The organism is Acinetobacter sp. P37 (assembly GCF_057480965.1).
Genome location: NZ_JBLIYY010000008.1, coordinates 42,827 through 66,389, shown reverse-complemented (window position 1 = coordinate 66,389; position 23,563 = coordinate 42,827). Strand labels below are relative to the sequence as shown.

21 protein-coding genes are annotated in these 23,563 nt (G+C 42.2%); 7 read left to right on the top strand and 14 right to left on the bottom strand.

Going from position 1 to position 23,563, the window contains the following annotated elements; genetic code table 11:
• The first annotated feature begins 127 nt into the window (after positions 1-127).
• Together argS and AC25JC_RS09250 are read left to right on the top strand one after the other, a co-directional pair.
• Entirely contained in the window at positions 128-1,918 is a 1,791-nt protein-coding gene (gene argS, locus AC25JC_RS09255) for an arginine--tRNA ligase (RefSeq protein WP_486923909.1), read from the top strand.
• A gap of 245 nt (positions 1,919-2,163) precedes the next feature.
• A complete protein-coding gene (locus tag AC25JC_RS09250) occupies positions 2,164-2,763 on the top strand; it encodes an SPOR domain-containing protein (RefSeq protein WP_180041413.1) in 600 nt (199 codons plus the stop codon).
• A 145-nt stretch (positions 2,764-2,908) separates the two neighbouring features.
• Here the strand turns inward: AC25JC_RS09250 and asd are convergent, their stop codons facing one another.
• The 5 genes from asd to AC25JC_RS09225 form a co-directional block, all read right to left on the bottom strand.
• Positions 2,909-3,760: an archaetidylserine decarboxylase gene (gene asd, locus AC25JC_RS09245; protein ID WP_078193251.1), complete on the bottom strand. Its 852-nt coding sequence runs from the start codon at positions 3,758-3,760 to the stop codon at positions 2,909-2,911.
• Positions 3,757-4,605 (bottom strand): sulfurtransferase, encoded by an 849-nt coding sequence (locus AC25JC_RS09240; RefSeq protein WP_180107848.1) that lies wholly within the window; start codon positions 4,603-4,605, stop codon positions 3,757-3,759. Before AC25JC_RS09240 ends, asd begins: the two co-directional genes overlap by 4 nt.
• 153 nt (positions 4,606-4,758) lie before the next feature.
• Positions 4,759-5,967: a nicotinate phosphoribosyltransferase gene (pncB, locus tag AC25JC_RS09235; RefSeq protein ID WP_180036025.1), complete on the bottom strand. Its 1,209-nt coding sequence runs from the start codon at positions 5,965-5,967 to the stop codon at positions 4,759-4,761.
• A 146-nt stretch (positions 5,968-6,113) separates the two neighbouring features.
• Positions 6,114-6,614 (bottom strand): ankyrin repeat domain-containing protein, encoded by a 501-nt coding sequence (locus AC25JC_RS09230; RefSeq protein WP_486923908.1) that lies wholly within the window; start codon positions 6,612-6,614, stop codon positions 6,114-6,116.
• A gap of 181 nt (positions 6,615-6,795) precedes the next feature.
• Complete coding sequence (locus tag AC25JC_RS09225; RefSeq protein ID WP_486923907.1) at positions 6,796-8,313, bottom strand: catalase; 1,518 nt, start codon at positions 8,311-8,313, stop codon at positions 6,796-6,798.
• 229 nt (positions 8,314-8,542) lie between these two features.
• Between AC25JC_RS09225 and dtd the strand changes: the two genes are divergently transcribed.
• Positions 8,543-8,983 (top strand): D-aminoacyl-tRNA deacylase, encoded by a 441-nt coding sequence (gene dtd, locus AC25JC_RS09220; protein WP_078193255.1) that lies wholly within the window; start codon positions 8,543-8,545, stop codon positions 8,981-8,983.
• Positions 8,984-9,064: 81 nt separating this feature from the next.
• Here dtd and AC25JC_RS09215 read toward each other — a convergent pair whose 3' ends face one another.
• From AC25JC_RS09215 to serB, 3 genes are all read right to left on the bottom strand, one after another.
• On the bottom strand, positions 9,065-9,544 hold the full coding sequence (locus tag AC25JC_RS09215) for an SCP2 sterol-binding domain-containing protein (protein ID WP_078190615.1): 480 nt from the start codon (positions 9,542-9,544) through the stop codon (positions 9,065-9,067).
• A gap of 156 nt (positions 9,545-9,700) precedes the next feature.
• Entirely contained in the window at positions 9,701-10,033 is a 333-nt protein-coding gene (gene aciT / locus AC25JC_RS09210) for an AciT family ciprofloxacin tolerance protein (RefSeq protein ID WP_078193317.1), read from the bottom strand.
• Positions 10,034-10,447: 414 nt separating this feature from the next.
• The gene (gene serB, locus AC25JC_RS09205) at positions 10,448-11,668 is read right to left on the bottom strand and encodes a phosphoserine phosphatase SerB (protein WP_078193257.1); all 1,221 of its coding nucleotides are present in this window, start codon (positions 11,666-11,668) and stop codon (positions 10,448-10,450) included.
• 77 nt (positions 11,669-11,745) lie between these two features.
• Between serB and AC25JC_RS09200 the strand changes: the two genes are divergently transcribed.
• Positions 11,746-13,002, top strand: coding sequence for a hypothetical protein (locus AC25JC_RS09200; protein ID WP_078190618.1), 1,257 nt, complete (start codon positions 11,746-11,748; stop codon positions 13,000-13,002).
• 50 nt (positions 13,003-13,052) lie between these two features.
• On the opposite strand, the gene ppk1 is transcribed toward AC25JC_RS09200, so the two are convergent.
• The 5 genes from ppk1 to mhpT all read right to left on the bottom strand — a co-directional run bounded on the left by ppk1 (position 13,053) and on the right by mhpT (position 18,830).
• Positions 13,053-15,116 carry a polyphosphate kinase 1 gene (gene ppk1, locus AC25JC_RS09195; protein ID WP_486923906.1) on the bottom strand — a complete coding sequence of 688 codons (2,064 nt, stop codon included), beginning with the start codon at positions 15,114-15,116 and terminating at the stop codon, positions 13,053-13,055.
• A gap of 201 nt (positions 15,117-15,317) precedes the next feature.
• Positions 15,318-16,283 (bottom strand): bile acid:sodium symporter family protein, encoded by a 966-nt coding sequence (locus AC25JC_RS09190; protein ID WP_486923905.1) that lies wholly within the window; start codon positions 16,281-16,283, stop codon positions 15,318-15,320.
• A 73-nt stretch (positions 16,284-16,356) separates the two neighbouring features.
• Entirely contained in the window at positions 16,357-17,007 is a 651-nt protein-coding gene (gene pncA, locus AC25JC_RS09185; RefSeq protein WP_486923904.1) for a bifunctional nicotinamidase/pyrazinamidase, read from the bottom strand.
• Positions 17,008-17,077: 70 nt separating this feature from the next.
• A complete protein-coding gene (locus AC25JC_RS09180; RefSeq protein WP_180130532.1) occupies positions 17,078-17,467 on the bottom strand; it encodes a hypothetical protein in 390 nt (129 codons plus the stop codon).
• Between the two features lie 151 nt (positions 17,468-17,618).
• Positions 17,619-18,830, bottom strand: a complete 1,212-nt coding sequence (mhpT, locus tag AC25JC_RS09175) for a 3-(3-hydroxy-phenyl)propionate transporter MhpT (RefSeq protein WP_078193261.1) — start codon at positions 18,828-18,830, stop codon at positions 17,619-17,621.
• 723 nt (positions 18,831-19,553) lie between these two features.
• Between mhpT and dapA the strand changes: the two genes are divergently transcribed.
• Genes dapA through purC form a run of 3 tightly spaced genes read left to right on the top strand, consistent with a single transcriptional unit; the run spans position 19,554 to position 21,830 of the window.
• Positions 19,554-20,453: a 4-hydroxy-tetrahydrodipicolinate synthase gene (dapA, locus tag AC25JC_RS09170; RefSeq protein ID WP_078193262.1), complete on the top strand. Its 900-nt coding sequence runs from the start codon at positions 19,554-19,556 to the stop codon at positions 20,451-20,453.
• A gap of 15 nt (positions 20,454-20,468) precedes the next feature.
• Entirely contained in the window at positions 20,469-21,074 is a 606-nt protein-coding gene (locus AC25JC_RS09165; protein ID WP_078193263.1) for a lipoprotein-34 precursor (NlpB), read from the top strand.
• Positions 21,075-21,110: 36 nt separating this feature from the next.
• Positions 21,111-21,830, top strand: a complete 720-nt coding sequence (gene purC, locus AC25JC_RS09160) for a phosphoribosylaminoimidazolesuccinocarboxamide synthase (protein WP_078190626.1) — start codon at positions 21,111-21,113, stop codon at positions 21,828-21,830.
• A gap of 336 nt (positions 21,831-22,166) precedes the next feature.
• On the opposite strand, the gene AC25JC_RS09155 is transcribed toward purC, so the two are convergent.
• Positions 22,167-23,438, bottom strand: coding sequence for a replication-associated recombination protein A (locus AC25JC_RS09155; RefSeq protein ID WP_111885104.1), 1,272 nt, complete (start codon positions 23,436-23,438; stop codon positions 22,167-22,169).
• Positions 23,439-23,563 lie beyond the last annotated feature (125 nt).

The window sequence follows — 23,563 nt, the reverse complement described above, 5'->3', positions numbered from 1 at the left end:
TTACTTCGATATAAGCAATGCTTCACTTTTATCGAATATTTTTTATTCGCAACAAATGGGTTCACCTAAAGAGTCTGAAATTTGCTATATTTACCGTTTTTCTGCGACATTTATTTTTCGACTGATTATGAATACGGCAATACAAGCAGCGCTCGATCATGCAGTGCAATCCCTTCAAGCTGAAGGTGTACTCCCAACTGACTGGAACAATACTAGCAATTTGACCCGAACCAAAGACCGAAGCCACGGTGACTTTGCGTCAAACATTGCCATGATTGCCTCTAAAGCTGCAGGTATGAAGCCGCGTGATTTAGCCGAAAAAATTCTGGCAAATCTTCCAGAAGTCGCAGATATCAGCAAAGCAGAAATTGCAGGTCCTGGCTTTATTAACTTCTTTTTAAATGCTGACCAACGTTTTGCTGTCTTAGACCAAATTCAAGCTCAGAAAGATCAGTTCGGTCGCACACAGGCCAATGCTGAAAAACGTGTTCAAGTGGAATTCGTTTCAGCCAACCCAACGTCTAGCCTACACGTGGGTCATGGTCGTGGCGCAGCTTACGGTATGACCGTTGCCAATCTCCTTGAGGCAACAGGTGCTAAAGTTGACCGTGAATACTATGTCAACGATGCTGGCCGTCAAATGGATATCTTGGCGACATCGACTTACTTGCGTTATTTAGAATTGACCGGTCAACAACTGGTCTTCCCTAAAAATGCATATCAAGGCGACTACGTTAAAGAAATCGCACAAAGCATTATCAACAAAGATGGTGATGCTTATGTACGCCCTGTTGCCGACATCTACAAAGATGTTCCTGAAGATGTGCAATATGCTGCTGAACTCGATAGCGAAGGCAATAAAGTCGTTGTTTCAGGCGATAAAGAAAAACACATTGATGGTTTGATTCATAATTCACAAAACCATTTGGCTGCGGGTTACCGTGTGTTCCATCAAGCTGCGCTGAAAGCCATTCTCGATGACATTAAAGATGACCTCGGTGAATTTGGCGTGACTTTCAATCAATGGTTCAGCGAAGCAACCTTGACTGAAAAAATTGATGAAGCATTAGAAATGCTCGATCAACGTGGTTTTTTATACGAAAAAGATGGCAACATCTGGTTCAAATCAACTGAATTTGGTGATGAAAAAGACCGTGTTGTGAAACGTCGTAATGGTCAAACTACATACTTCGCATCCGACATTGCTTATCACTTAAATAAACTACAACGCGGCTATACCGATATCGTGGATATCTGGGGTTCAGACCACCACGGTTATATCGCACGTGTGAAAGCAGCGATTGATGCGCTTGGCTATGATTCTAAAAAATTGACGGTGCTTTTGGTTCAATTTGTGAGCCTATGGCGTGGCGGCGAGATGGTTCAAATGTCATCACGTTCAGGTCAATTCGTGACTTTACGCGACTTACGTAAAGAAGTAGGCAACGATGCTGCTCGTTTCTACTACGTCATGCGTAAATCAGAACAACACATTGACTTCGACTTAGACCTTGCTGTGTCTCAAAGCAAAGACAATGCGGTGTACTACATCCAATACGCACACGCACGTATCTGCCGTATGCTCGAAAAAGCCGCTGCGACAGACGTTCAATTCTCTGCTGAAGCTGCACGTCAATTTGCAGCTAAACTTGAGTTAGAAGCTGAAACTGAAGTTCTTGCTAAACTTGCAGCTTACCCTGAAATTGTGATTCGTGCAGCAAACAGCTATGAACCACACCAAGTGGGTAACTACTTGAAAGAATTAGCGGCGTTATTCCATGGTTGGTACAACGAAAATAAAGTCTTGGGTGATGATGCAGAACTGACTCAAGCGCGCTTATTACTGTCTGTAAACGTACAGCAAGTTTTACGCAATGGTCTTGAATTATTGGGTGTGAGTGCGCCTGAATCAATGTAAGCCATTCTTACTATACGTTAGAATCCGTCCATGTATGAACCATATACATTGACGCATATACAGGCTCTTTATGAGCCTGTATTTTCATGGATATTCAGTCATCTTTAAATGAAAACTTGAAGATGTTGAAATTGTGAAAATTAAACATAAACAGCATGACAGTCATGTAATATATAATAATCAGAACTTGGTTTTGGGTCAGTTCCCACTAGGTTCGTAACAATTACAATTAAAGAGGTTTCCTCGTGTTTGGAAAAACGCAACGCGGTGTATCAGAGCGGCCAAATCAGCCTAAAAAACCATTGATTCCTGCATGGTTAGGTACACTTGTGATCATTTTAATCGTGTTGAGTTTCTTGGTGGCCTTGATGTTATGGAAACCATGGGAGCCGGTAAAACCGAAAGGTCAAATTACCTCTGAGCACTACCAAGAAGAAACCAATAAAGATTACCGTTTTTATGATCTGTTGCCTCAGCAACAAGTCACCCCGATTCCAGATCAAGCTGTGCCTGAAACAGATACCAAAGAAACCGTGGTGATCGTTGAAGCACCTGAAACGGCTACCACTGCACCGACTGAGCCGGGTATTGAAGCCACAGAAACAACACCTGCCCCTGCAAGCTATATTTTGCAAGTGCGTAGCTATGATGACCCTGACCAAGCCGATGCCCGTCGTGCGGAAATTATTTTAAATGGCTTATCTGCCGATGTGATCCAAAGTAATGAAAATGGCAAAGTTTGGTATCGCGTCGTGTCTGGCCCCTATGATTCACAAGAAGCTGCTGTGATTGCACAGCAAACTTTACGTCATAGCAGTATCGACTCGATTGTCGTAAAACGCTAAATTTTGCAATTAAAAAAAGCGCCTGATGGCGCTTTTTTTTATTCATTCCTTTAATAAAGGGAGGTTAGAAGGGATTCTTTTTTGAATACATCAGCTTAGCTCAAAAACCTCTCCCTAACCCTCTCCTAAAGGGACAGGGAATTCATTAAATGGTATGCCCTAAAGCTTCGCCCATCACCACAGTCGAGTTGGCTTTAAAGGTCGCATCCCATTGCATTTTGTTTTCTTCAAACAACACTACCGCTGTTGAACCTAAATAGAAACGGCCCAATTCTGCACCTTTTTCTAAGAATAAATCGTGTTGATTGAGTTCCAAACGCCCTGTCGGTTTAACTTTACCTGTAGCCACGGTTTCAATACCTGCCACGATCATTGCGCCCACTAATACAACCGCCATACGTCCGACTTCTGTATCAAATAAGCAGACCATACGTTCATTACGGGCAAATAAACCCGGAATATTTTCAGCAGTGGTCTGGTTTACTGAGAACAATTCACCCGGTACATACAGGGTTTCTGTCAATGTTCCTGCAAATGGCATATGTACACGGTGGTAGTCTTTTGGTGACAAATAAACCGTAGCAAACTGACCATTTTTAAACGGCTCTGCCAATTGTGGATCGGCAATCAGGTTTTCAACGGTGAACTTCTGCCCTTTGGCCTGAAATACGTCACCATTTTCAATTTTACCCAGTTGTGAAATCGCACCATCTGCGGGTGAAACAACACTGTTGGCATTTGCATCAACTACACGTACGCCTTCTTTTAAAGAACGAGTGAAAAATTCATTGAATGATTTAAATTTCAGGGCATTACTTTGCTCAGCAATCGACATGTCGATGCCATACTGTGCTTTAAATGCGGTAATCACAGCATTTTTCACCACAGGGTTTTCGCTTGCAGCCAATTTACCGACGATACGTGATAATTTGTGCTGTGGAACAACACGCTGAGCTTGAATAAAAATTTGTTTTTTTAACTGAGATGTAAGGCTCAAGACGGCAACTCTCCGGTGATCACAGGACTATCGAGTCGGTTGCCCCACTCGCTCCACGCACCATCGTAAGCTCGAATATTCCAACCGAGTAAACGTCCTAGTATATAAGCTAGGCCCGACCGATGATGGGACTGACAATATACCACCACAGGTTCGTTTAAATTGAATCCCAATTGTTCTAAGCGTTGTTGTGTGCGTTCTAAAGGATGCAATTTTAAATGATTTTCTCGGTTAAGGGCAGTACTCCATTCGAAATGTCGTGCCCCCGGAATGTGACCGCCGCGTCGCGCTGCTAAACGTAAGCCTGTATATTCATCTTCGGTACGGCAGTCCCATACTTGGATCTGCTCCTGCTGCACACGAGCCAATAGCTCATCATAATCTGTTTGATACTGAGCACGCGCCTCTGCACTTACTTCAACCAATGGGCTTACGGGTTCAAATTTCTCAATTTCAGACGAGGTCGGTAAGCCTGCCCCAAGCCAAGCATGGATGCCACCATTGAGGAGACTGGTATTTTCAAAACCGAGGCAATGTAAGTTCCAAATCAGTCGACCAGCCCATGCCCCACCTTCATCGTCATAAACTACTACATGATGTTCTGGACTGATACTCAGATAGCTGATGAGCTGTTCTAAACCGGCTTGATCAGGTAAAAGCCCCATCGCTTGTTCTTCTTGGCGCACTAACAGTTTCGGCTGCACATGCAGTGCATGTGGAATATGCAATTGGTCATAAACCGAACGACGACTCAAATCGACGATCCGTAGTTTTTCATTACCAAGATGTGGAACCAATTCTTCCGCTTCAATCAGTAGACCAAAATTCAGTGTAGATGCTGTCATCGTTGTTCGTGTTGTATTTTGTGCGATTAAATTCGATCTTAGCATAAGTCATTTTCACTATTATTCTGAATTTTTGCATTCCTTTAGCAATATTTTAGATATAAAAAAGCCGAATCATTGATTCGGCTTTTTTAGTTTTATCTAATGCTGTGTTTAAGCGCTAACCTCAGAGATGTCAAACACCTGACGTAGATACGCTAAGAAAGTATCATTATCCGTCATGGTTTTACCCGGACTATCTGAAATTTTTGCCACAGATTGACCATTACATTCAACCAACTTCAGCACGATATTCAGTGCAGTTTGTCCCATATCATTGGTCAAGTTGGTGCCAATACCAAAACTCACTTGGAAACGGTCTTTAAAGTAATTGTGTAAATCCCAAGCTTTTTCAATGTTCAAGCCATCACTGAAAGTCAGCATTTTGGTTTTACTGTCAATTTTAAGCTTTTTGTAATGTGCATAGGCTTTATCGCCCCATTCATACGGGTCGCCACTGTCATGACGTAAACCGTCGAATAGTTTGGCAAAGTACAAATCGAAGTCACGTAGGAACGCATCCATACCGACAACGTCCGTTAAGGCTATTCCTAAGTCACCGCGGTATTCCTGCACCCATGTTTCTAGCGCAGACTTCTGGAAGTTACGTAGACGAACATCAAGCGCTTGGAATGCTTGTAGGAACTCATGCGCCATCGTACCAATTGGAGTAATGTTCAAGTCTTTGGCAATCAGAACATTACTTGTACCGCGGAAAATATACGGTGAAGCCTGATTTAATTCTTCAATTACATGCTTTTGCCATGCATAACTATAACGACGACGCGTGCCAAAATCAGAGACCAAGAATGGTGGATCATTTGGATTTTGCCGTGCTTCATACTGCTTCAGCAAGGCAACCTTATGTTGTAAACGGCGCTCACCTTCGGCTAAAACTTCGGGTGTACGAATACGTTGGAAATATAATTCATTGACGATGGCTAAAACAAAGATTTCAAACATCATCGCTTGAACCATTGGGCCTTCGACCCAAATGTCGAGTCGACCTTCATCATCAATACCCGCTTTAATAAAACGGCGTTTAAGCTGAAATAATTCAAGATAATCAACAAAATCGCTTTTAATAAAACGTAAACTGCGTAAATACTGCAATTCATCTTCTTTAAACTTCAACTGACAAAGCATGTCGAGCTGCATGTTTAAATCATCCAAAATTTCAACCAGTGGATAGGCTGTATCATCCAAGTTACGGCAGCGAAAGTGATACACACTATGGGTTTGCGGAAATTTGTGTAACACCACCTGAAGCATGGTGAATTTATACAGATCTGTGTCTAATAAGGATTGGATGATTGGAGACATAAAGACTTTCAGTTTTTATCAACTCTTTGCATTAAAGCATACTTTATTGATAAAAAGCCGATTGATTTAGTGGAATAACTTATAAATCACCGCGATTCATCGACTTTTTTCAATTTTTTTGCTGAAGCTGAGCGCGATCAAGCTCACTATTTTTTGAGTAACTGTCGATATTTTTCTTCTTGACCAAATTCACGCGCAAACTGTTCTGCAGTCTTTTGCCCCATTTTTTTGGCATTTGCATCGCAATTCACTTGGCGTAATTGCTTTGCAATCGCCCATTCTAATTTAAACATGGCACCCATCAATGCAGTGTTGCCTTTATTGTCACGTGCGCAGCGGTCTGCACCTTGTTCTAGCAAACGAGTCACAATATTTTGATGACCATAATAGGTCGCCATCATCAGTGGTGTAAAACCCGAGGCATTACGTACATCGACTGGAAAACCATGCTTGAGAAACTCATTAATCACTTCTTCATTGCCAGTTTTGGCTGCGGCAAAAAATATTGCGATCAATTCCTGTTGTGAGGTCATCTGATCGCTTGCAGACGCTTTAGCGGGGGAGATATCTTCCGCGATTGCCACGTTTGCGAATGCGGAACCAAACGCAAGAAGACTGGCTAAAGTCAAATGCTGCATAACTTTCATGATGAACTCCAACAGAAATCGAATGTAGAATTGAATTAGAAATAATTCATTTCATAAAAATGAATATTTAAGGAGTGCCTATGAAACTCCCCCTAGGGTGCAGGAAAGGTATGGAGCTTCATAGGACTTTTTTGAGGTAACGTTCTAGACCCTAGTTACCAATCCTTTAGACTGATCGAAATTAGTCTTTCAGTTGTGCTGCTTTTGCTTTCACAGTTGCGATGTTGCCGTTTACTGCTTTAGTCATACGCGTACCGTAGTCAGCGTCTGCTTTGTAGAAGTAAGACAGCATGATGTGTTTCGTTTCCGAATCTTTTACGTTGCCAAGGTCAGCCGCCAAGTTCATGATCAAGTTTTCTTTCTCTTTCGCAGAGTATGAACGGTAAAGCTCACCCGCTTGCTTGAAGTTTTGCTCTTTCACGCCTTTTTGCTGAACTGTGCCAGAAAGCGGTGTTTCAACCGCACGCGCTTTCGCAGTCGCTGGTTTTGGCTCAATACGGCTTGGCTCGTAGTTCACATTTGATGAAGTGCCGCCAACATTCATGTAACCATCTTGGTTGTTGTTGTTTACAGCAACTAATGGACGGTTGACTGGAATTTGCTGGTGGTTCGCGCCTAAACGGTACATTTGAGTATCTGAGTAAGAGAAGATACGACCTTGTAATAGACGGTCTTCTGAAGGCTCGATACCTGGAACTAAGTTACCTGGAGCCAATGCCACTTGTTCAGTTTCATTGAAGAAGTTTTTCGGCATACGGTTCAGCGTTAACGTACCGACTTTAGTTTCTGGAATTAGGTTCGTCGGCCAGATTTTTGTTGGATCAAGCGGGTCAAAATCAAAGCTGTTTAAATCTTTAGGATCTAACACTTGGATATAAAGATCCCATTTCGGGAATTTACCAGCGTTGATGTTGTTATAAAGATCGTTAGTCAAGTGATTAAAATCTTTACCTTGTTGCTCAGCAGCTTCTTTAACGTTCAGACCTTTCACGCCTTGTTTAGAGCGGAAGTTGAACTTCACGTATTTATATTCGCCTTTGTCGTTATAAAGCTTGTACGCATGTACACCAAAGCCGTCTTGTTCGCGGTAGCTGGTAGGCACGCCTTGGTTACCATACACATAAGTCAACATGTTGGTTGCCCATGGCTGGCTAGACAAGAAATCAAATACGCGGTTTGCGTCTTGAACGTTGTTGATTGGGCTAGGCTTCATGGCATGGATGAAGTCTGGGAATTTGATCGCATCACGGATGAAGAATACTGGAGTTTGGTTACCCACTAAGTCCCAGTTGCCTTCTTGTGTATAGAACTTGATCGCAAAACCGTGCGGGTCACGTAAAGTTTCTGGAGAACCTTTACCGTGAATTACAGTCGAGAAACGTAAGAAAACTGGAGTCTTAGTACCTGCTTTGAACAATGAAGCAATGGTGAGATCAGATAAATCTTTAGTTGCAACGAATTCACCATAAGCACCTGTACCACGGGCATGTACCACACGCTCAGGAATACGCTCACGACCAAAACGTTGTAATTTTTGGATGAGTTGAACATCTTGTAGTAATACAGAACCGTTAGGACCTGCTGTAATAGAATTTTGGTTGTCACCTACTGGTGCACCATTGTCTTTAGTTAATGGCGCTGCTTGAGTCGCCGCTGTTGCTGTTGCTAACATCGCAACCAATAAAGAACGCTTAAACATCGTCTTGATCTCTCTGTTAAATACCTTTCCTGCCCCGCAAAGATACTGATATTTAATAAATAGATAAAACAGATTATTTTCATAAATTTAATCGTATTATTAGATTCATAAAAAATATACAGTTCATTTTCAAATGGTTGAGCCCAAAATTTTCTAAACATCGCTTCGAAAGAATGCTGTCTTTGCTACAATCCCTGCCCTATGTTCAATTTTCTACTCGGAAGAATTTATGCGGGCCTTGTTACAACGTGTTTTGGAAGCCAAAGTGGTGGTCGATGGTGAGATCACGGGTGAAATCAATCACGGTATTTTAGTGTTTTTAGGACTTGGTAAAGCTGACGATTTAGAAAAGGGCAAAAAACTGATCGATAAGATCTTGAAATACCGTTTTTTTGATGATGAACAAGGCAAGATGGGCTGGAATGTCAGTCAAGCTGGCGGCGGTATCCTCTTAGTGTCTCAATTTACTCTGATGGCACAAACGCAAAAAGGCCTGCGCCCTGATTTTGGCCCTGCCATGCCGCCAAGCGATGCCAAAGCACTGTATGAACAGCTGGTCGATTACACCAAGAGCCAATATGACCATGTACAAACAGGTATCTTTGCTGCCGACATGAAAGTGCATTTGGTCAATGACGGTCCAGTGACCTTTAATTTAGAAGTTGAATAACCACTGAAGCATTAAAAAAAGCCCTCACAAGAGGGCTTTTTTTAAATTCTCCCCCTAAAGGAGGAGAACAAGGCGTAAATCTTACTTACCTGTTTTTTCTTTAATAAACGCACGTGCGATTTTGATTTTTTCTTTAACCGGTTTTGGAAGTTTAGGTGGAATTAACTTCGCCACTTGGTTAAACCAAACCAGTAGACCAAAATCACCTTCCATTTTAATACTGCCATTTTGCATACCCGTCATGAATGCAGTTGGGTCACCTTTCATCAGGGTTTTTACGCCCTGTTCGCTGTCCGCAAATTGCAAAATAAAGTCTGCTTTTTCAGCATCGCCTGAAACAGTATCAATCTGTCCATTATTTACAATAATTTGACGTGCAACACCTAAATCCGTGCCGATTTGAATACGGAATTGACGTTCATGAACCAATTCAATGAATTTAGGGCTAGTACGTGCAAGCTGTTTCATACGAAGCGCTAAACCTGCCACGAGTAAATCAAGTGGATCCGTACTGACATCAACTAAAGGTAGTTTTACGACAGGAATTGATGATAGTTTCATGACTTAAAGCCTATTGTAATTGTTGGAAAATTGACTGGTTTCATCCTACCATAACTTGGCTTTTGAGAAGTAAGGCTTTGTATCTCAAATCGGACTAATACGTTCATAAAAAAATGCGCCCTCAGGCGCATTTTCATTGAAATTTTGTTCTGGCACTTATCGGCTCGAACATTGCTGTTCTTCATCATATACAGGCGTGTGCTCTATACATTGGCGCTTTGCCATCGCGCGCTCTGCACGACGGTCTTCACGTAACAATACTAAAGTGAATACTACCATTGCGGTCATTAATGCCGTTAAATAACTATAAGTCACTGATAATTCAAACATGGTTTGTGTACCAAATCGAATTACTTCAATGAGTCCCCACACCAGCATCCCCGCCAGCATAAAACTTAACCAGCGACGATAAGGCGAGAAGAAAACAGCAATCACAGCCGCCGATACCAAGCTCAGGCCAACGATTGTTGCTAAATTCGCTGTTAACATAAAAACCTCCGTCATTTGACAACTGACATCTCTTGTCTTACAGGATGCTGAGCCGTCTCACTACTGTATCTTCAGTAAATAGATTTGGTCGATCTCAATCTCTTGCAAGCATTATGCTGAGTTTTTTGCATAAAAAAAGTCTCGTTTTTTGTTCATGCGACACACCTTGTCGCAACATTATTTTGTCATTACATTTTTTCTTTTTAAAGAATTTCTAGAACAATGATGACATCTCGTTTCGAGTGTCATTACAAAAAAAACAGCTGGTTTTAGGCTAAAAAAAATAATTTTTCGAATGCTGTTAATCGTTGTTTTTATCGACAATTTTCTTCTACCTTTCATCGGATGAGCGGAATTCTTGGCATAAAAAAACGCAGCCTTTTGGCTACGTTTTTGACTGTGCCTTAAATGGTTTTAAGCACGATTTAAATCTTTATCATGCACACCAAGCAGGTAAAGAACACCATCTAGACCCACGCTTGAAATGGCTTGATTGGCATTTTGACGCACCAAAGGTTTCGCACGGAAGGCAACGCCTAAGCCGGCTAAAGACAACATTGGCAAGTCATTCGCACCATCACCGACAGCAATGGCTTGTTCTAATGAAATCCCCATTTCTTCAGCGATTTGAGTCAATAAGAAGGCTTTGCGCGCACCATCCACAATATGGCCTTTCACTTCACCGGTTACCGCGCCATCTTGGACGTCCAGTACATTGGCATGGACTTCATCGATACCCAGTTTTGCTTGTAGATATTCAGCAAAATACTGAAAACCACCTGACAAAATAGCCGTGCGATAACCCAATGATTTCAGCGTTGAAATCAGACGTTCCGCACCTTCTGTGACAGTCAGACGTTCTGCAATTTTAGGTAATACCGAAGCATCCATACCTTTGAGCAGTGCCACACGTGCACGGAAACTTTGTTGGAAATCGAGTTCACCTTGCATAGCACGTTCAGTGATTTCAGCCACTTGAGCGCCGACACCTGCTTCAATCGCCAATTCGTCAATCACTTCTTGCTCAATCAGCGTCGAGTCCATATCAAAGCAGACCAAACGACGATTACGACGGTAAGCATTGTCCTCTTGAACGGCAACATCTACCCCAAGTTCGGTAGATAGACGTAAACATGCTGCACGCATTGCAGTAGCATCCAACATCTGGCCTTTTAGACCAAATTGAACGCAGGCACGGCGCGGACCTTCACTTGATCCATCTAACTCTGGACGGCCAGATAAACGAGTCACAGTTTCAATATTGAAGCCTTGGCTCGACACAATATTTGTAACTGCCTGTAAATGAGACGCCTGTAATTCTGGCGCAAGTGCCGTAACGATATAGCGTGTGCGGCCTCCCTCATTTACCCATTGTTGATATTCTGTTGTAGAGATTGGTTTAAAGCGCACAGTTAAGCCAATATCATGTGCTAAAATCAACATTTCCTTCATGGCTAATGCTGTCGCAGTCTGGTCTTCCGACGAAACAACAATACCTAAAGTCAGCTGATTGTGGATGACTGCTTGTCCGACATCTAAAATCTGTAAGGAATGTGCGGACAAAACCTGCATTAATCGTGTAAATTGATTAGGTTGGTCAGGTCCTAAAAGTGATATAAGAATGATTTCTCGCATGAATTGACTCGGGTCTGAGCTACAACTAATGTAAGAATCATAATCTAAATTGAATAGAATTGCCTTGGAAGTTTACGTTGAATGCGCCTAGACAAGGGCTATTTGCTAGCCTATTAGTAGTTTGTTTTGCTTTGCATACCTTTTTATTGGTATTGGCAACAACCCACCAACTGAATGAAAACCGTGCCAGTCAGGGACAACTGATGACCAGTCAATTGGTTACAGACAGCCTATCTGAGCTTGAGCCGGCCAATACCGTATCATTAGCTTTACTTGCTGACCGCTATGCAACCAACCCGAGCGTGGCTTCCATCCGCATCTTAAATGCCAATAATCAAGTTTTGGCCACAGGCGGTTTGACCAAAACCCGTGACGGTGAAATCTTTGTTCGAGATGCGCTGCAAAACGAAAAGAAAGTCGGAACGGTTGAAATCACCTTAATTAAACCAAGTATTGGTGAAATCTTACGTACGCAATGGGCTGCGATTCTATTTTCATTATTCTTGCATGGCTTGTTATGGTTGGCGTATCGCGCAATTGCACGTCCAAGTCGTACTGAATATTTAGCGCGAATCAACAATGAATCACGTCTAAAACACGAAATTCAAACGCTAGCGCAGGCCTTAGAACAAGAAAAACATAATGCCGCTGTGGCGATTGCTCAAGCGCAGCAAAATGCGCAAGCCAAAGCAAAACAGCATAAAGATATGAAACCAGTGGTTCTCGACAGCAACAGCTTGGCATTAAATATTCAATTTTATGATCCGAAACAGCTTCTCGATAGCGTCAACAAAACCGTGTCTGTGCCGTATTTTAATCTCTGCCAAATTTTCTTGAATAAAACCACAGAACTCTGTGTTCAACATTATAAATTGAACAGTTCTGACATCAGTACGGTACATAAGTTTGATGAACATGGTGCAACCATCAGCATGACCGCTGACACTCCAGATGCGCTGCGTTGCCTCACCATGATCAGCTCAGTATTCCAATTGCTTTCAGATGTTTTATATAAACGCTACCGTGAAGAAAAACGTTTCGTTTTACAAACCCGTAGCGCGATTTCAAGCTCTGTCGAAGCCATGCAATTGTCTTCTGTGCAAGCGGCTGAACGTTTAGTCCAACAATTGGTTGCTAAAGAAAGTGCCATTCATGTGCCGACAACTTTGCTCAAAGAGATTTCAGATCATTTCCAATTGGTCAGTTTGCCAAATCCGACCAATGTGCTCACTCGTCATGCATTTATGCTCAATGGGATGGACAGTGATGCCGCTGAATTGGCTCAAAACTTCAGAACTGAAATTTTAAAATCCAAACAGTCAAAAGCCTCGTAAAGGTTTTAGCGCAATCAAAAATCCCGACTTGAGTCGGGATTTTTTTTGTCTTAAACGGTCGAAATTTTCTGTGCAATCAAATATTTTTGCGCATTATGCGGTTCGGTACCTGCTTCAACCACGACTTTCTCCCATTGCCCACTCGACTGCATTTCCCATGCATTTTGATTATCGTCCAAATAGTTAAGTAAACCATCTTTCATAATGCGTTTTTTCAAACGGCTTTCTAAAATGGGAAAACAGGTTTCGACCCGTGAAAATAAGTTACGTCCCATCCAATCGGCACTGGCACAGTACAATCGTTTTTCGCCTGCATGCTCAAAATAATACACTCGAGTATGCTCTAAGAAGCGCCCGACGATAGATCTCACATGAATATTCTCAGACATCCCTTTAACCTGAGGAATCAAACAACAAATCGAACGGATAATTAAATCTACACGCACCCCTGCTTGCGATGCACGATACAAAGCAGCAATCAGTTGCGGTTCCGTGAGTGCATTAACCTTCACAATAATTCGTGCGTATTTTCCCGCTTGTGCGGCAACAATTTCCTGTTCAATCAGTTTCAGTAATTCAGTATGCAGAGTAAATGGTGCATGCAGTAAGGCTTTCAGCTTCGCCATCTTGCCCATACCGGTCAATTCCTGAAACATACGATGCACATCTTCGCAAATATCGGGATGCGTCGTCATCAGGCCATAATCGGTATACATCCGCGCATTGCCTGCGTGGTAGTTACCTGTTCCCAAATGGGCGTAGCGTAACAGCTGATTATTTTCACGGCGTACAATCAAAATCATCTTGGCATGGGTTTTATAGCCCACAATGCCATACACCACGACAGCGCCCGCTTCTTGCAATAAGTTGGCCACGGTAATATTGGATTCTTCATCAAACCGCGCCCGAAGTTCTATAACTGCGGTTACTTCCTTACCGTTGCGAGCCGCCTCCGCCAAAACTTGTACGATGTCCGAATCTGGCCCACTGCGATAAAGCGTCTGCTTAATGGCTAAAACCTGAGGGTCTTTTGCAGCTTCACGTAATAGGTTAATAACCGGTTGAAAGGAGTCAAACGGATGATGTAACAAGACATCTTGTGTTTTTAATACATCAAAAATCGCAGTTTGTTTACGAAAAACTTTAGGAATAATCGGCGTATAGACCGGATATTTCAGTTCAGATCGATTAAAACTAGTACTGAGACGCGATAAATTGATCGGGCCGTCAATGCGATAGAGCTCCTGCTCACTCAAATCAAATTCATCTAACAAATAATCAATAATGCTTTGCGGACAATCATCTTCAATTTCTAAGCGGACTGCTCGACCAAATCGGCGTGAAGATAATTCATCTTTTAAGGCCACAGCCAAGTCATCCACATCTTCAGCCAGAACCAAATCTGCATTGCGTGTCACTCGAAAGGCATAACAGCCCGTCGCTTTCATCCCCGGGAATAAATCATTAATGTGTTGCTGGATGATGGCCGTCAGAAAAATTTGTGTTTCTGTACTGCCTTCAACCTCGGCAGGCATTTTAATTAAACGCGGCAAGGAACGTGGTGCAGGCACAATCGCCATTTCAATGGCACGACCAAATGCATCTTTGCCTTCTAGGCTCACAATGAAGTTGAGGCTTTTATTGACCAAGCGCGGAAACGGATGTGATGGATCTAAGCTAATCGGCGTTAAGACCGGTTGAACTTCTTTACTAAAATAATGGCTAATCCACGCCCGATGTTTTTCTAAAATATCTTTAAATTGAATAAAACGAATGCCTTCACTTTGTAGTGCAGGCAATACAGCATGATTGAGGGTTTGGTATTGCTGTGCAACCGTGTCATGAATCACTTGGGAAAGTTCATCTAAGACCACTTCAGTCGGAATGGCATCTGGCGTCCGTGCAATTGCATTCAAATCTCGTTGTTTCATTAGCCCCGCAATGCGAATTTCAAAGAATTCATCTAAATTGCGTGAAAAAATGATGAGAAAATTCAAGCGTTCAAGTAACGGTAAACTTGAATCGAGTGCCTGAGCCAAGACCCGCCGATTAAAATCTAAAAGCGACAATTCACGATTATAATAGGTCTCTGATGAATGCTGAAAATGTTGCATACCCTCTCAATGCTGTTTGAAACAGTCTATATCTAAAGTGGTTGCCGGCATGTTAGGCAGCGGAGATGACACTTATGTTACAAATAGCATTAATCAATTAAAAAAGCATGCAATTCCCTAAAACACTGTTCATCAAATCGTAAAATTTATTTTCGACATAAAAAAAGAGGGAGATTACCCTCTTTTTTACTGAATTGTTTTTTATGCAGGCTTGCCTTGTTCCGATGCTTTGGGCTCACTCGTCCGTGCTGCCCAATAGGTTGCCAGTGCAGGACCCGAGATATTGTGCCACAAACTAAAAATCGCACTCGGCACAGCGGTCAAAGGTGAAGCAGCAAAATGGGTCGCCGCCAATGCCACACCCAAACCTGAGTTTTGCATCCCGACTTCAATTGATACTGCTTTACAGTCTGCATAGGGCAATTTAAATATTCGGCTGGCCCAAAAACCCAATAGATAGCCCAAGCCATTATGTAAGGCAACTACCCCAAGAATCAGTAAACCTGATTGCAAAATCTGTGTTCGGCTACCCGCAATGATTGCCGCCACAATCGCCACAATTGCCACAACAGAAACCAATGGCATGACCTGTATATAGGCATCCACTCGGTGCTTAAATACAGTTCGAATCATTAACCCCACAATGATCGGAAATAAAACCACTTGTAAAATTGAAACCAACATCGATGCCGCATTAATTTCGATCCATTGGCTTGCTAACAAATAGAAAATCGCAGGGGTTAAAACCGGTGCGAGTAATGTCGAAACAGAGGTACAGGCAACAGATAATGCGGTATTACCTTTTGCAATATAGGTGATGACATTAGAAGCCGTTCCACCCGGACAGCAACCGACAAGAATGACCCCGATCGCGATCTCTGTCGGCAGTTGTAATAATTTACACAAGAAAAAAGCCAATCCCGGCATCACAATAAACTGTGCCAAAACCCCGATCATCACAGCTTTAGGGCTTTGCAATACACTTTTAAAATCTTGCAGTGTCATGGTCATGCCCATACCCAACATAATGATGCCTAGCATCCATGGGATATATGCTTTTAACCAAACAAATACATCGGGAAAAAACATGGCGAGCGCTGCAAACAGCACCACCCAAATCGCAAATGTTTTCTGCACAAATTGAGTGAATTTTAAGAAAGCCGACATAGGCATCTTCCATTTAAATACAGGGACAAAAAAAGGCACACCCTTGTGCCTTTTCTCAACTGAGCCCACTGGGTCATGCCAAAGATAATGCCTGTGCATACTGCTGCACAATATCTTTCAGGTAAATACGCTTCACCCCATTCGCCAACATGTCTTGCCATGCATGCTGTAAAGAACCCTGTAAATCGATCCCTTTGGTCAAATCAGCAATCACAAAAGTTTCAAAACCAAGCTTACGTGCATCCATTGCCGTCCATGCAACACAGAAATCCGTGGCAATGCCCACCACAAAGACTGTATCAATACCACGTTCGCGCAAATAGCCCGCCAAACCTGTTGAAGTTTTCTGATCTGCTTCCATAAAAGCAGAATAGCTGTCGATATGCTGATGAAAACCTTTACGAATAATTAGCTGCGCCGTTGGTAAATTTAAATCAGGATGCAATTCGGCATCCTGTGTGCCTTGTACACAATGCGTCGGCCACAATACTTGCGTTCCATAATTCAGCTCTATGCTGTCATAAGGTACATGCTCAGGATGATTTTCAGCAAAAGAAATATGGTCGGCTGGATGCCAATCTTGAGTCAGCACAATATTCGTAAAGTATTGTCCCAGTTGATTAATCCCTGGAATAATTTGATCGGCATTGGCAACAGCCAACTGACCACCCGGGGTAAAACCATTTTGTACATCGACCACAATCAGCGCTGTATTTTTTTGCATATCTCTCCATCCGTTGTCATGCATTATCGGCGACTCTACTGATTCGCTCATATTTTAAAAACCTGAGTATTCAGTCCTGTGCGTAAAAATAAAATGACTGTCCTTCCTGACAATACCGATACTTGGGCAAATGCTCAACCAGCCGCTGTGCAAATCGTGGGTAAATACGGGCTTTTCGCCGAGTCGAAGCATGAAAATAAAAATATCGCGGTTGATGTTGAAAGATATATTTTAATAAATGGCTGCGTGTCTGTTGCATGACCTCAAACGCATTAATATTTTCAGCAACATCTTCTAGGGTAGGTTCATCGGCAAAGGCCAACCACGCATTTTTTCTCGGTTGTTGGCGATTTCTTTGAAATACAGGTTTGAGTTCCAAAATAAATTCGTGCTGATGTAGATACAAACTAAATTCACGTTGATCAACTTTAAAAATTGCGACCAGTTTTCTTGCTGACATAGTCCCTCTACGTTGATTTTTTATTTTCTCATTCTGCTGTATTTTTACATCAAATACGTTTATTTATCTTGGCTTAAAGCATTAGTGCGACTTCTATTGTCGCCATAAAAAAGCCCGCAATATGCGGGCTTTTTTTGATATGGCATGTTCCTTATGATGGAATACGACGTACCAATAACAACATAAATATTGCAGAGATTGCGATACATGGAATTGCCGCGGTAATCACCCCTGCAGCACCAAAACCTGCTGCCAATAACTGACCCGCAATTGCAGGGCCTAACATTGCACCGACACGACCAACGGCTGAAGCTACACCAACACCCGTACCACGTAACTGTGTCGGATACACGATACCACCGAAGGCATACAATACACCTTGACAACCAATCACGAATGCACCGACTAAAGCTGACGCCATGTACATTTGAGTCAATGAACCTGCACCATTCAGCGCAAATAGACCTGCCAAAATACCGCCGTACATCAAAATGATCACATAAGCTTTCTTCCAACGATCAGTCAACATACCTAAAATGATCGTACCAATGGTTGCACTCACCATGAAGTAGAACTGCGCAGTTGCACCATCTTTACGAGTGAAACCGAGTTCGGTGAACAACGACGGTAACCAGCTCAACATGATGTACACCACCATCAAGGTGAAGAAGTAGCTCACCCAAATTGAGAAAGTACGTAAACGGTTTTCTGTGTTAAAGAGGTTTTTGAAAGCACCTTGTTGCACTTCGCCATTGGCGGTCGCTTGAACCGCTTGATCTTTGGCTTTCAAGAATTCACGCGATTCGGGCAGGAACCAAATCATCAATGGAATCACAACAATCGGTAATAAACCGCCTAAATAGAAAATATTTTTCCAGTTTGCACCGAAGTCCGTCATTGCAACTAATGACAAGATTGCCGCACCCACAGGCATACCACAGTACATCAAACCGACTGCACGACCACGATTTTGTGGCGTTACCGCTTCAGATGCCAAGGTAATTAAAATTGGCATTGCTGCACCTAAACCTGCACCTGCAAGAAAACGTACAGCGAGTAAGCTATGGAAGCTATTTACCCATACCGTACATAAGGTAAAGATGGCGAACATCCCCGTAGACCAAATTAATACTTTTTTACGGCCCATTCGGTCTGCAATCCGACCACCCAACAAAGCACCAGGTAATAATCCTAAAATACCGGCACTAAAAAACACCCCTAGCTGCGAGCTATCCAGCCCGAAATATTCACGAATCCCTGCTGCTGCAATACCTGCAGCCTGAATATCCAGACCTTCGATTACGGCAATAAGGAAGCAGATTGCTACCGTGACAATAGCATGCTTATTATCTGACTTTTCCATTGGAGAATCCTTGTTGTCATCAGCGTTCAAATTAAGTCGCATCATCGCTGAGCCTTATAAAGGATATAACTACCAATAAGTTGAAGCCTTTCGTCCAAAATTGGATTACGTGCATGGTGTAATAGTTTTTGTGCTTTAAGTCACAAAGTCGTAAAAACAATTAAAAATTTAAAATAAAAAAATATGAATCGTGCAATGAACAGTCAAATCAAGCGATCTTTTTAAACACTCATAAAAACATGCCTATTTCTATTAGATATAAAAAAGATTATTACCCAAGTTTTTAACAATCATTTGTAATAAAACCCGAGCGAATTGATATAGTTTTTAAATCTTTAGTCATTGTTATTTAATCTTAAATTCTGATTAAAAAGCACGGAATACACATAGATCAACCTTTTGCTGATGATTTAATCAATCCCATCAACCATGCCAACCCTCTCGATTGAATAACACATTTTCAAGATTCAGCCCTTGCTGAACAATTTTCAGGCTGCAAAAAAACCGCTATTTTACACTTGATTGTTTTAAGTTTGATTTGTATAAAGAATTTTATGGCTTTGACCAAAGCATATTGTTCTTATGCGTTTGATCAGTCATAATTTGCGTAAGCATTATTCAATTTGGGTATAGCCCAATGAACATGCTACAAATCAAAATTCGAAACCATCCAGAAATCAATATTTCATCTTGTCGGATGGACAAATAGGATAGCTTTTCAAAATGACTCAGCAAGCTCAGACCATTCAAGGTTCAATTGTCGCAATCGTCACCCCAATGTTTGAAGATGGCAGCGTAGATTGGAAGAGCCTCGAGAAGCTGGTTGAGTGGCATATAAAGCAAGGCACCAATAGTATTGTTGCTGTAGGGACTACAGGTGAAGCTTCTACCTTGAGCATGGCCGAACACACTCAGGTGATCAAAGAAATCATCCGTGTGGCGAACAAACGCATTCCAATTATTGCCGGCACAGGTGCAAACTCAACCCACGAAGCAATTGAACTCACCAAAGAAGCCAAAGAATTAGGTGCAGATGCGGCATTATTAGTTACACCATACTATAACAAACCTACCCAAGAAGGCCTGTATCAACACTACAAAGCGATTGCTGAAGCTGTTGATTTACCTCAAATTTTGTACAATGTACCTGGCCGTACTGGTGTAGACATGCACAATGACACCGTGATCCGTCTTGCTGATATTCCACAAATCGTGGGCATTAAAGACGCCACTGGCGATGTTCCTCGTGGTCAAGAACTCATTGAAGGCCTTAAAGGCAAAGATATGGTGGTGTACTCAGGTGATGATGCAACGGCTTATCAGTTAATGGGTTTAGGTGCTAAAGGCAACATTTCGGTTACTGCGAACGTGGCGCCAAAAGAAATGAGCGAAGTGTGTGCAAGCGCTTTGGCGGGTGACGCAGTCCAAGCCGAGCAACAAAACAATACTGTTGCAAATTTACATCAAATTTTATTTTGCGAATCGAACCCAATTCCTGTGAAATGGGCACTTCATGAGATGAACCTGATTGAAACAGGCATTCGCTTACCATTAACACCCCTTGCAGAACAATATCGTACTCCGCTTCGTGAAGCACTCATCACTGCGGGCGTTATCAAATAAAGAAGAGCAAACATCATGCAATTACGTTTAGGACTTAGCCTGGCACTTTCAGTATTTACATTAGCCGGTTGTAGTTCACTTGCCTTTAATAATGGCACACTGGACTATAAACAAACCACAGATGTTGAACCGCTGAAATACCCTGAAGGGTCAATGGTTCGTCCTGCAACGCCTTTGTATCCTGCTCCATCAGTTGACCCGCTAGCAATTGAGCATGCACCAAAGCTTGAAAATAAGCGTGGCAATCGCTATGCCCTTCCGCGTCCAGCCGCGGAAAAAAATAATGTCGTTGCAGATTCCTCAACAGACAGTACAAATATTAGCCGCCCTCAACTATTGGTGGATGGAAATCAAAATCCACTGATCAAAGTTGAAGGAAATTCTGCTACAATTTGGCAATACACACTTGCTACCCTCAGCAGCCTTAACCATACCATTGTTGGTCAGAGCAAAAACCGTTACGAAGTAACCGTCAAGGTCGATCAGCAGACCTATGTCTTAAGACTTTCTTCTGTAGGTTCAAGCAATAACATCGCTGTGTTCAATGCCGATAACAGTTTTGCAGACAAAGAAAAAGCTGCAGATCTGTTAGCTCAGATTTACCAAAATTGGCCAGCCTAGTCGTACTAGGCATTTTTTCTCGAAAAAGGTTCCCTCATGTTAAAACAAACCTTGCTCTATACTGGTAAAGCGAAATCTGTTTATGAAACAGATAGTTCTGACCACCTCATCCTAGTTTTCCGTGACGATGCTTCTGCATTCAACGGTGAAAAAATTGAACAACTGGATCGCAAAGGTAAGGTGAACAACCGTTTTAACGCCTTTATCATGGAAAAATTGGCTGCGGCTGGTATCGAAACTCATTTCGAAAAACTTCTTTCTCCAACTGAAGTTTTAGTGAAAAAATTGACTATGGTTCCTGTAGAGTGCGTAATCCGTAACTATGCAGCAGGTTCACTTTGCCGTCGTTTAGGCGTTGAAGAAGGTAAAGAACTTACTCCGCCAACTTTCGAATTGTTCTTCAAAGACGATGCGTTAGGCGACCCAATGGTGAATGAATCACAAGCGATTGCATTAGGTTGGGCGACTGCAGAACAACTCGCTCAAATGAAAGAATTGACTTACAAAGTAAACGAAGTACTTAAAGGTCTATTCGATGCAGGCAACATGCTGCTTGTTGACTTTAAACTTGAATTTGGTGTGTTCCACGACCGTATCGTACTGGGTGACGAATTCTCTCCAGACGGCTGCCGTCTATGGGACAAAGACACTAAGAAAAAACTCGACAAAGACCGTTTCCGTCAAGGTTTAGGCGGTGTAGTTGAAGCTTATGAAGAAGTTGCTGCACGTTTAGGTATCGACCTTTCTGATATCTAAATCGTCCATCGATTATAAAAACCGAGCTCTTTAGCTCGGTTTTTTAATGAAATATTACTCGATTAATCCATGATCGAAAAAACAAATGTTAACCATAAAAATCCTCTGTTTCACATTTACCCACGTTCACACTAAGATAGCTACATATCAGGCAGCACCAGGATCTATACTTCTCCAATGTGTATGCCGACCAGATTTTCCATCTACCCTCTAGGATGTATCTCCCCCAAAGACATCCTATTTTTTCAGCCCAGCTCGCCTTGAGTTGGGCTTTTTTTTGCATGAAATAGACATAAAAAAGGGCGCCGAAGCGCCTTAGCATTATGATCATTCAAATCATTGTTGCTGTTGTTGCATCCAACGTCGTTGCTGCAAACGCTCACCTTCAACTTCACGTTTATTACGTGCAGACTCATACAGCTTAGTGCCTTTCAGTTCAGGCGGCATATAATCCTGCATGACAAAATGTTCAGGATAATTATGTGGATATAAATAGTCCACGCCATAGCCTTGCTCTTTCATCAATTTGGTTGGTGCATTTCTCAAATGCAATGGCACGGGTAGATTCGAGGTTTTTTCTGCCAAATCTAAGGCTTTGTTGATGGCCAAATAAGTACTGTTACTTTTAGCACTGGTTGCCAAATACACCGCACATTGCCCCAAAATGATTCGACATTCAGGCATACCAATTGCCTGCACAGATCGGAAACATTCTCCAGCCAACAGTAAAGCATTTGGATTTGAGTTGCCAATATCTTCAGATGCCGCAATCAACATACGACGGGCAATAAAAACAGGATCTTCACCACCTTTGAGCATTCGAGCCATCCAATACAAAGCGGCATCTGGATCACTGCCTCGAATCGACTTAATAAAAGCCGAAACTAGATCATAATGCTGTTCGCCCGATTTGTCATAGCGTGCAATATTTTGCTGCGCAACTTTGACTACCACCGCATTGTTAATGATATTTTCTAAGTCTGGCTCAAACGTACTGGCGATTAAATCTAAAAGATTTAATGCTTTACGAGCATCACCTGCGGCAAATTGAAATAAAGCTTCATATTCTTCGATTTGAATATAACGCTCTTTTAAAAACGAATCTTGCTGAATGGCTTGATCTAATAAGCGCTGAATTGCGTCATTATCCAGAGCATTTAAGGTATACACCTGACAACGCGACAATAAGGCATTATTAACTTCAAATGAAGGGTTTTCTGTGGTTGCACCAATCAGGGTAATTTTGCCCTTTTCAACTGCATTCAGTAAGGCATCTTGTTGTGACTTATTAAAGCGATGAATTTCATCAATAAACACCACAGGTGTCAATAAATCTCCACCATCGGCGATGATTTCACGTAACTCTTTCACCCCAGTATTGAGCGCAGATAAACTAATAAATGGTCGGTCAACGGCCTGCGCTAACAACAATGCAATTGTGGTTTTACCTACACCCGGAGGTCCCCAAAAAATAATCGATGGCAAATGCCCTTGGTCAATCATCTGGCGTAACGGTGCATCTTCACCTAAAAGGTGATCTTGTCCAATAATTTGAGATAAATCATGAGGACGCATGCGTTCAGGAAGAGGAATTTGGCTGTCTGACATCTTATTATTTCGTTTCCGGCAATTGGGGACGTTTTTTCTATTCTAACACTGCCTTGGCAGAATCTTTGCTTTATTCGGTATTCAATTTAGGAGGGTGGTTTAATGTCGTTATTTAAGTATCTTGC

What these genes read in the sequence shown, in the direction of transcription:
- argS (WP_486923909.1), top strand. Translation starts at nt 128, where the DNA reads ATGAATACGGCAATACAAGCAGCGCTCGATCATGCAGTGCAATCCCTT.
- AC25JC_RS09240 (WP_180107848.1), bottom strand. Translation starts at nt 4,605, where the DNA reads ATGACAGCATCTACACTGAATTTTGGTCTACTGATTGAAGCGGAAGAA.
- pncB (WP_180036025.1), bottom strand. Translation starts at nt 5,967, where the DNA reads ATGTCTCCAATCATCCAATCCTTATTAGACACAGATCTGTATAAATTC.
- AC25JC_RS09230 (WP_486923908.1), bottom strand. Translation starts at nt 6,614, where the DNA reads ATGAAAGTTATGCAGCATTTGACTTTAGCCAGTCTTCTTGCGTTTGGT.
- AC25JC_RS09225 (WP_486923907.1), bottom strand. Translation starts at nt 8,313, where the DNA reads ATGTTTAAGCGTTCTTTATTGGTTGCGATGTTAGCAACAGCAACAGCG.
- dtd (WP_078193255.1), top strand. Translation starts at nt 8,543, where the DNA reads ATGCGGGCCTTGTTACAACGTGTTTTGGAAGCCAAAGTGGTGGTCGAT.
- AC25JC_RS09215 (WP_078190615.1), bottom strand. Translation starts at nt 9,544, where the DNA reads ATGAAACTATCATCAATTCCTGTCGTAAAACTACCTTTAGTTGATGTC.
- aciT (WP_078193317.1), bottom strand. Translation starts at nt 10,033, where the DNA reads ATGTTAACAGCGAATTTAGCAACAATCGTTGGCCTGAGCTTGGTATCG.
- serB (WP_078193257.1), bottom strand. Translation starts at nt 11,668, where the DNA reads ATGCGAGAAATCATTCTTATATCACTTTTAGGACCTGACCAACCTAAT.
- ppk1 (WP_486923906.1), bottom strand. Translation starts at nt 15,116, where the DNA reads ATGCAACATTTTCAGCATTCATCAGAGACCTATTATAATCGTGAATTG.
- AC25JC_RS09190 (WP_486923905.1), bottom strand. Translation starts at nt 16,283, where the DNA reads ATGTCGGCTTTCTTAAAATTCACTCAATTTGTGCAGAAAACATTTGCG.
- pncA (WP_486923904.1), bottom strand. Translation starts at nt 17,007, where the DNA reads ATGCAAAAAAATACAGCGCTGATTGTGGTCGATGTACAAAATGGTTTT.
- AC25JC_RS09180 (WP_180130532.1), bottom strand. Translation starts at nt 17,467, where the DNA reads ATGTCAGCAAGAAAACTGGTCGCAATTTTTAAAGTTGATCAACGTGAA.
- mhpT (WP_078193261.1), bottom strand. Translation starts at nt 18,830, where the DNA reads ATGGAAAAGTCAGATAATAAGCATGCTATTGTCACGGTAGCAATCTGC.
- dapA (WP_078193262.1), top strand. Translation starts at nt 19,554, where the DNA reads ATGACTCAGCAAGCTCAGACCATTCAAGGTTCAATTGTCGCAATCGTC.
- AC25JC_RS09165 (WP_078193263.1), top strand. Translation starts at nt 20,469, where the DNA reads ATGCAATTACGTTTAGGACTTAGCCTGGCACTTTCAGTATTTACATTA.
- purC (WP_078190626.1), top strand. Translation starts at nt 21,111, where the DNA reads ATGTTAAAACAAACCTTGCTCTATACTGGTAAAGCGAAATCTGTTTAT.
- AC25JC_RS09155 (WP_111885104.1), bottom strand. Translation starts at nt 23,438, where the DNA reads ATGTCAGACAGCCAAATTCCTCTTCCTGAACGCATGCGTCCTCATGAT.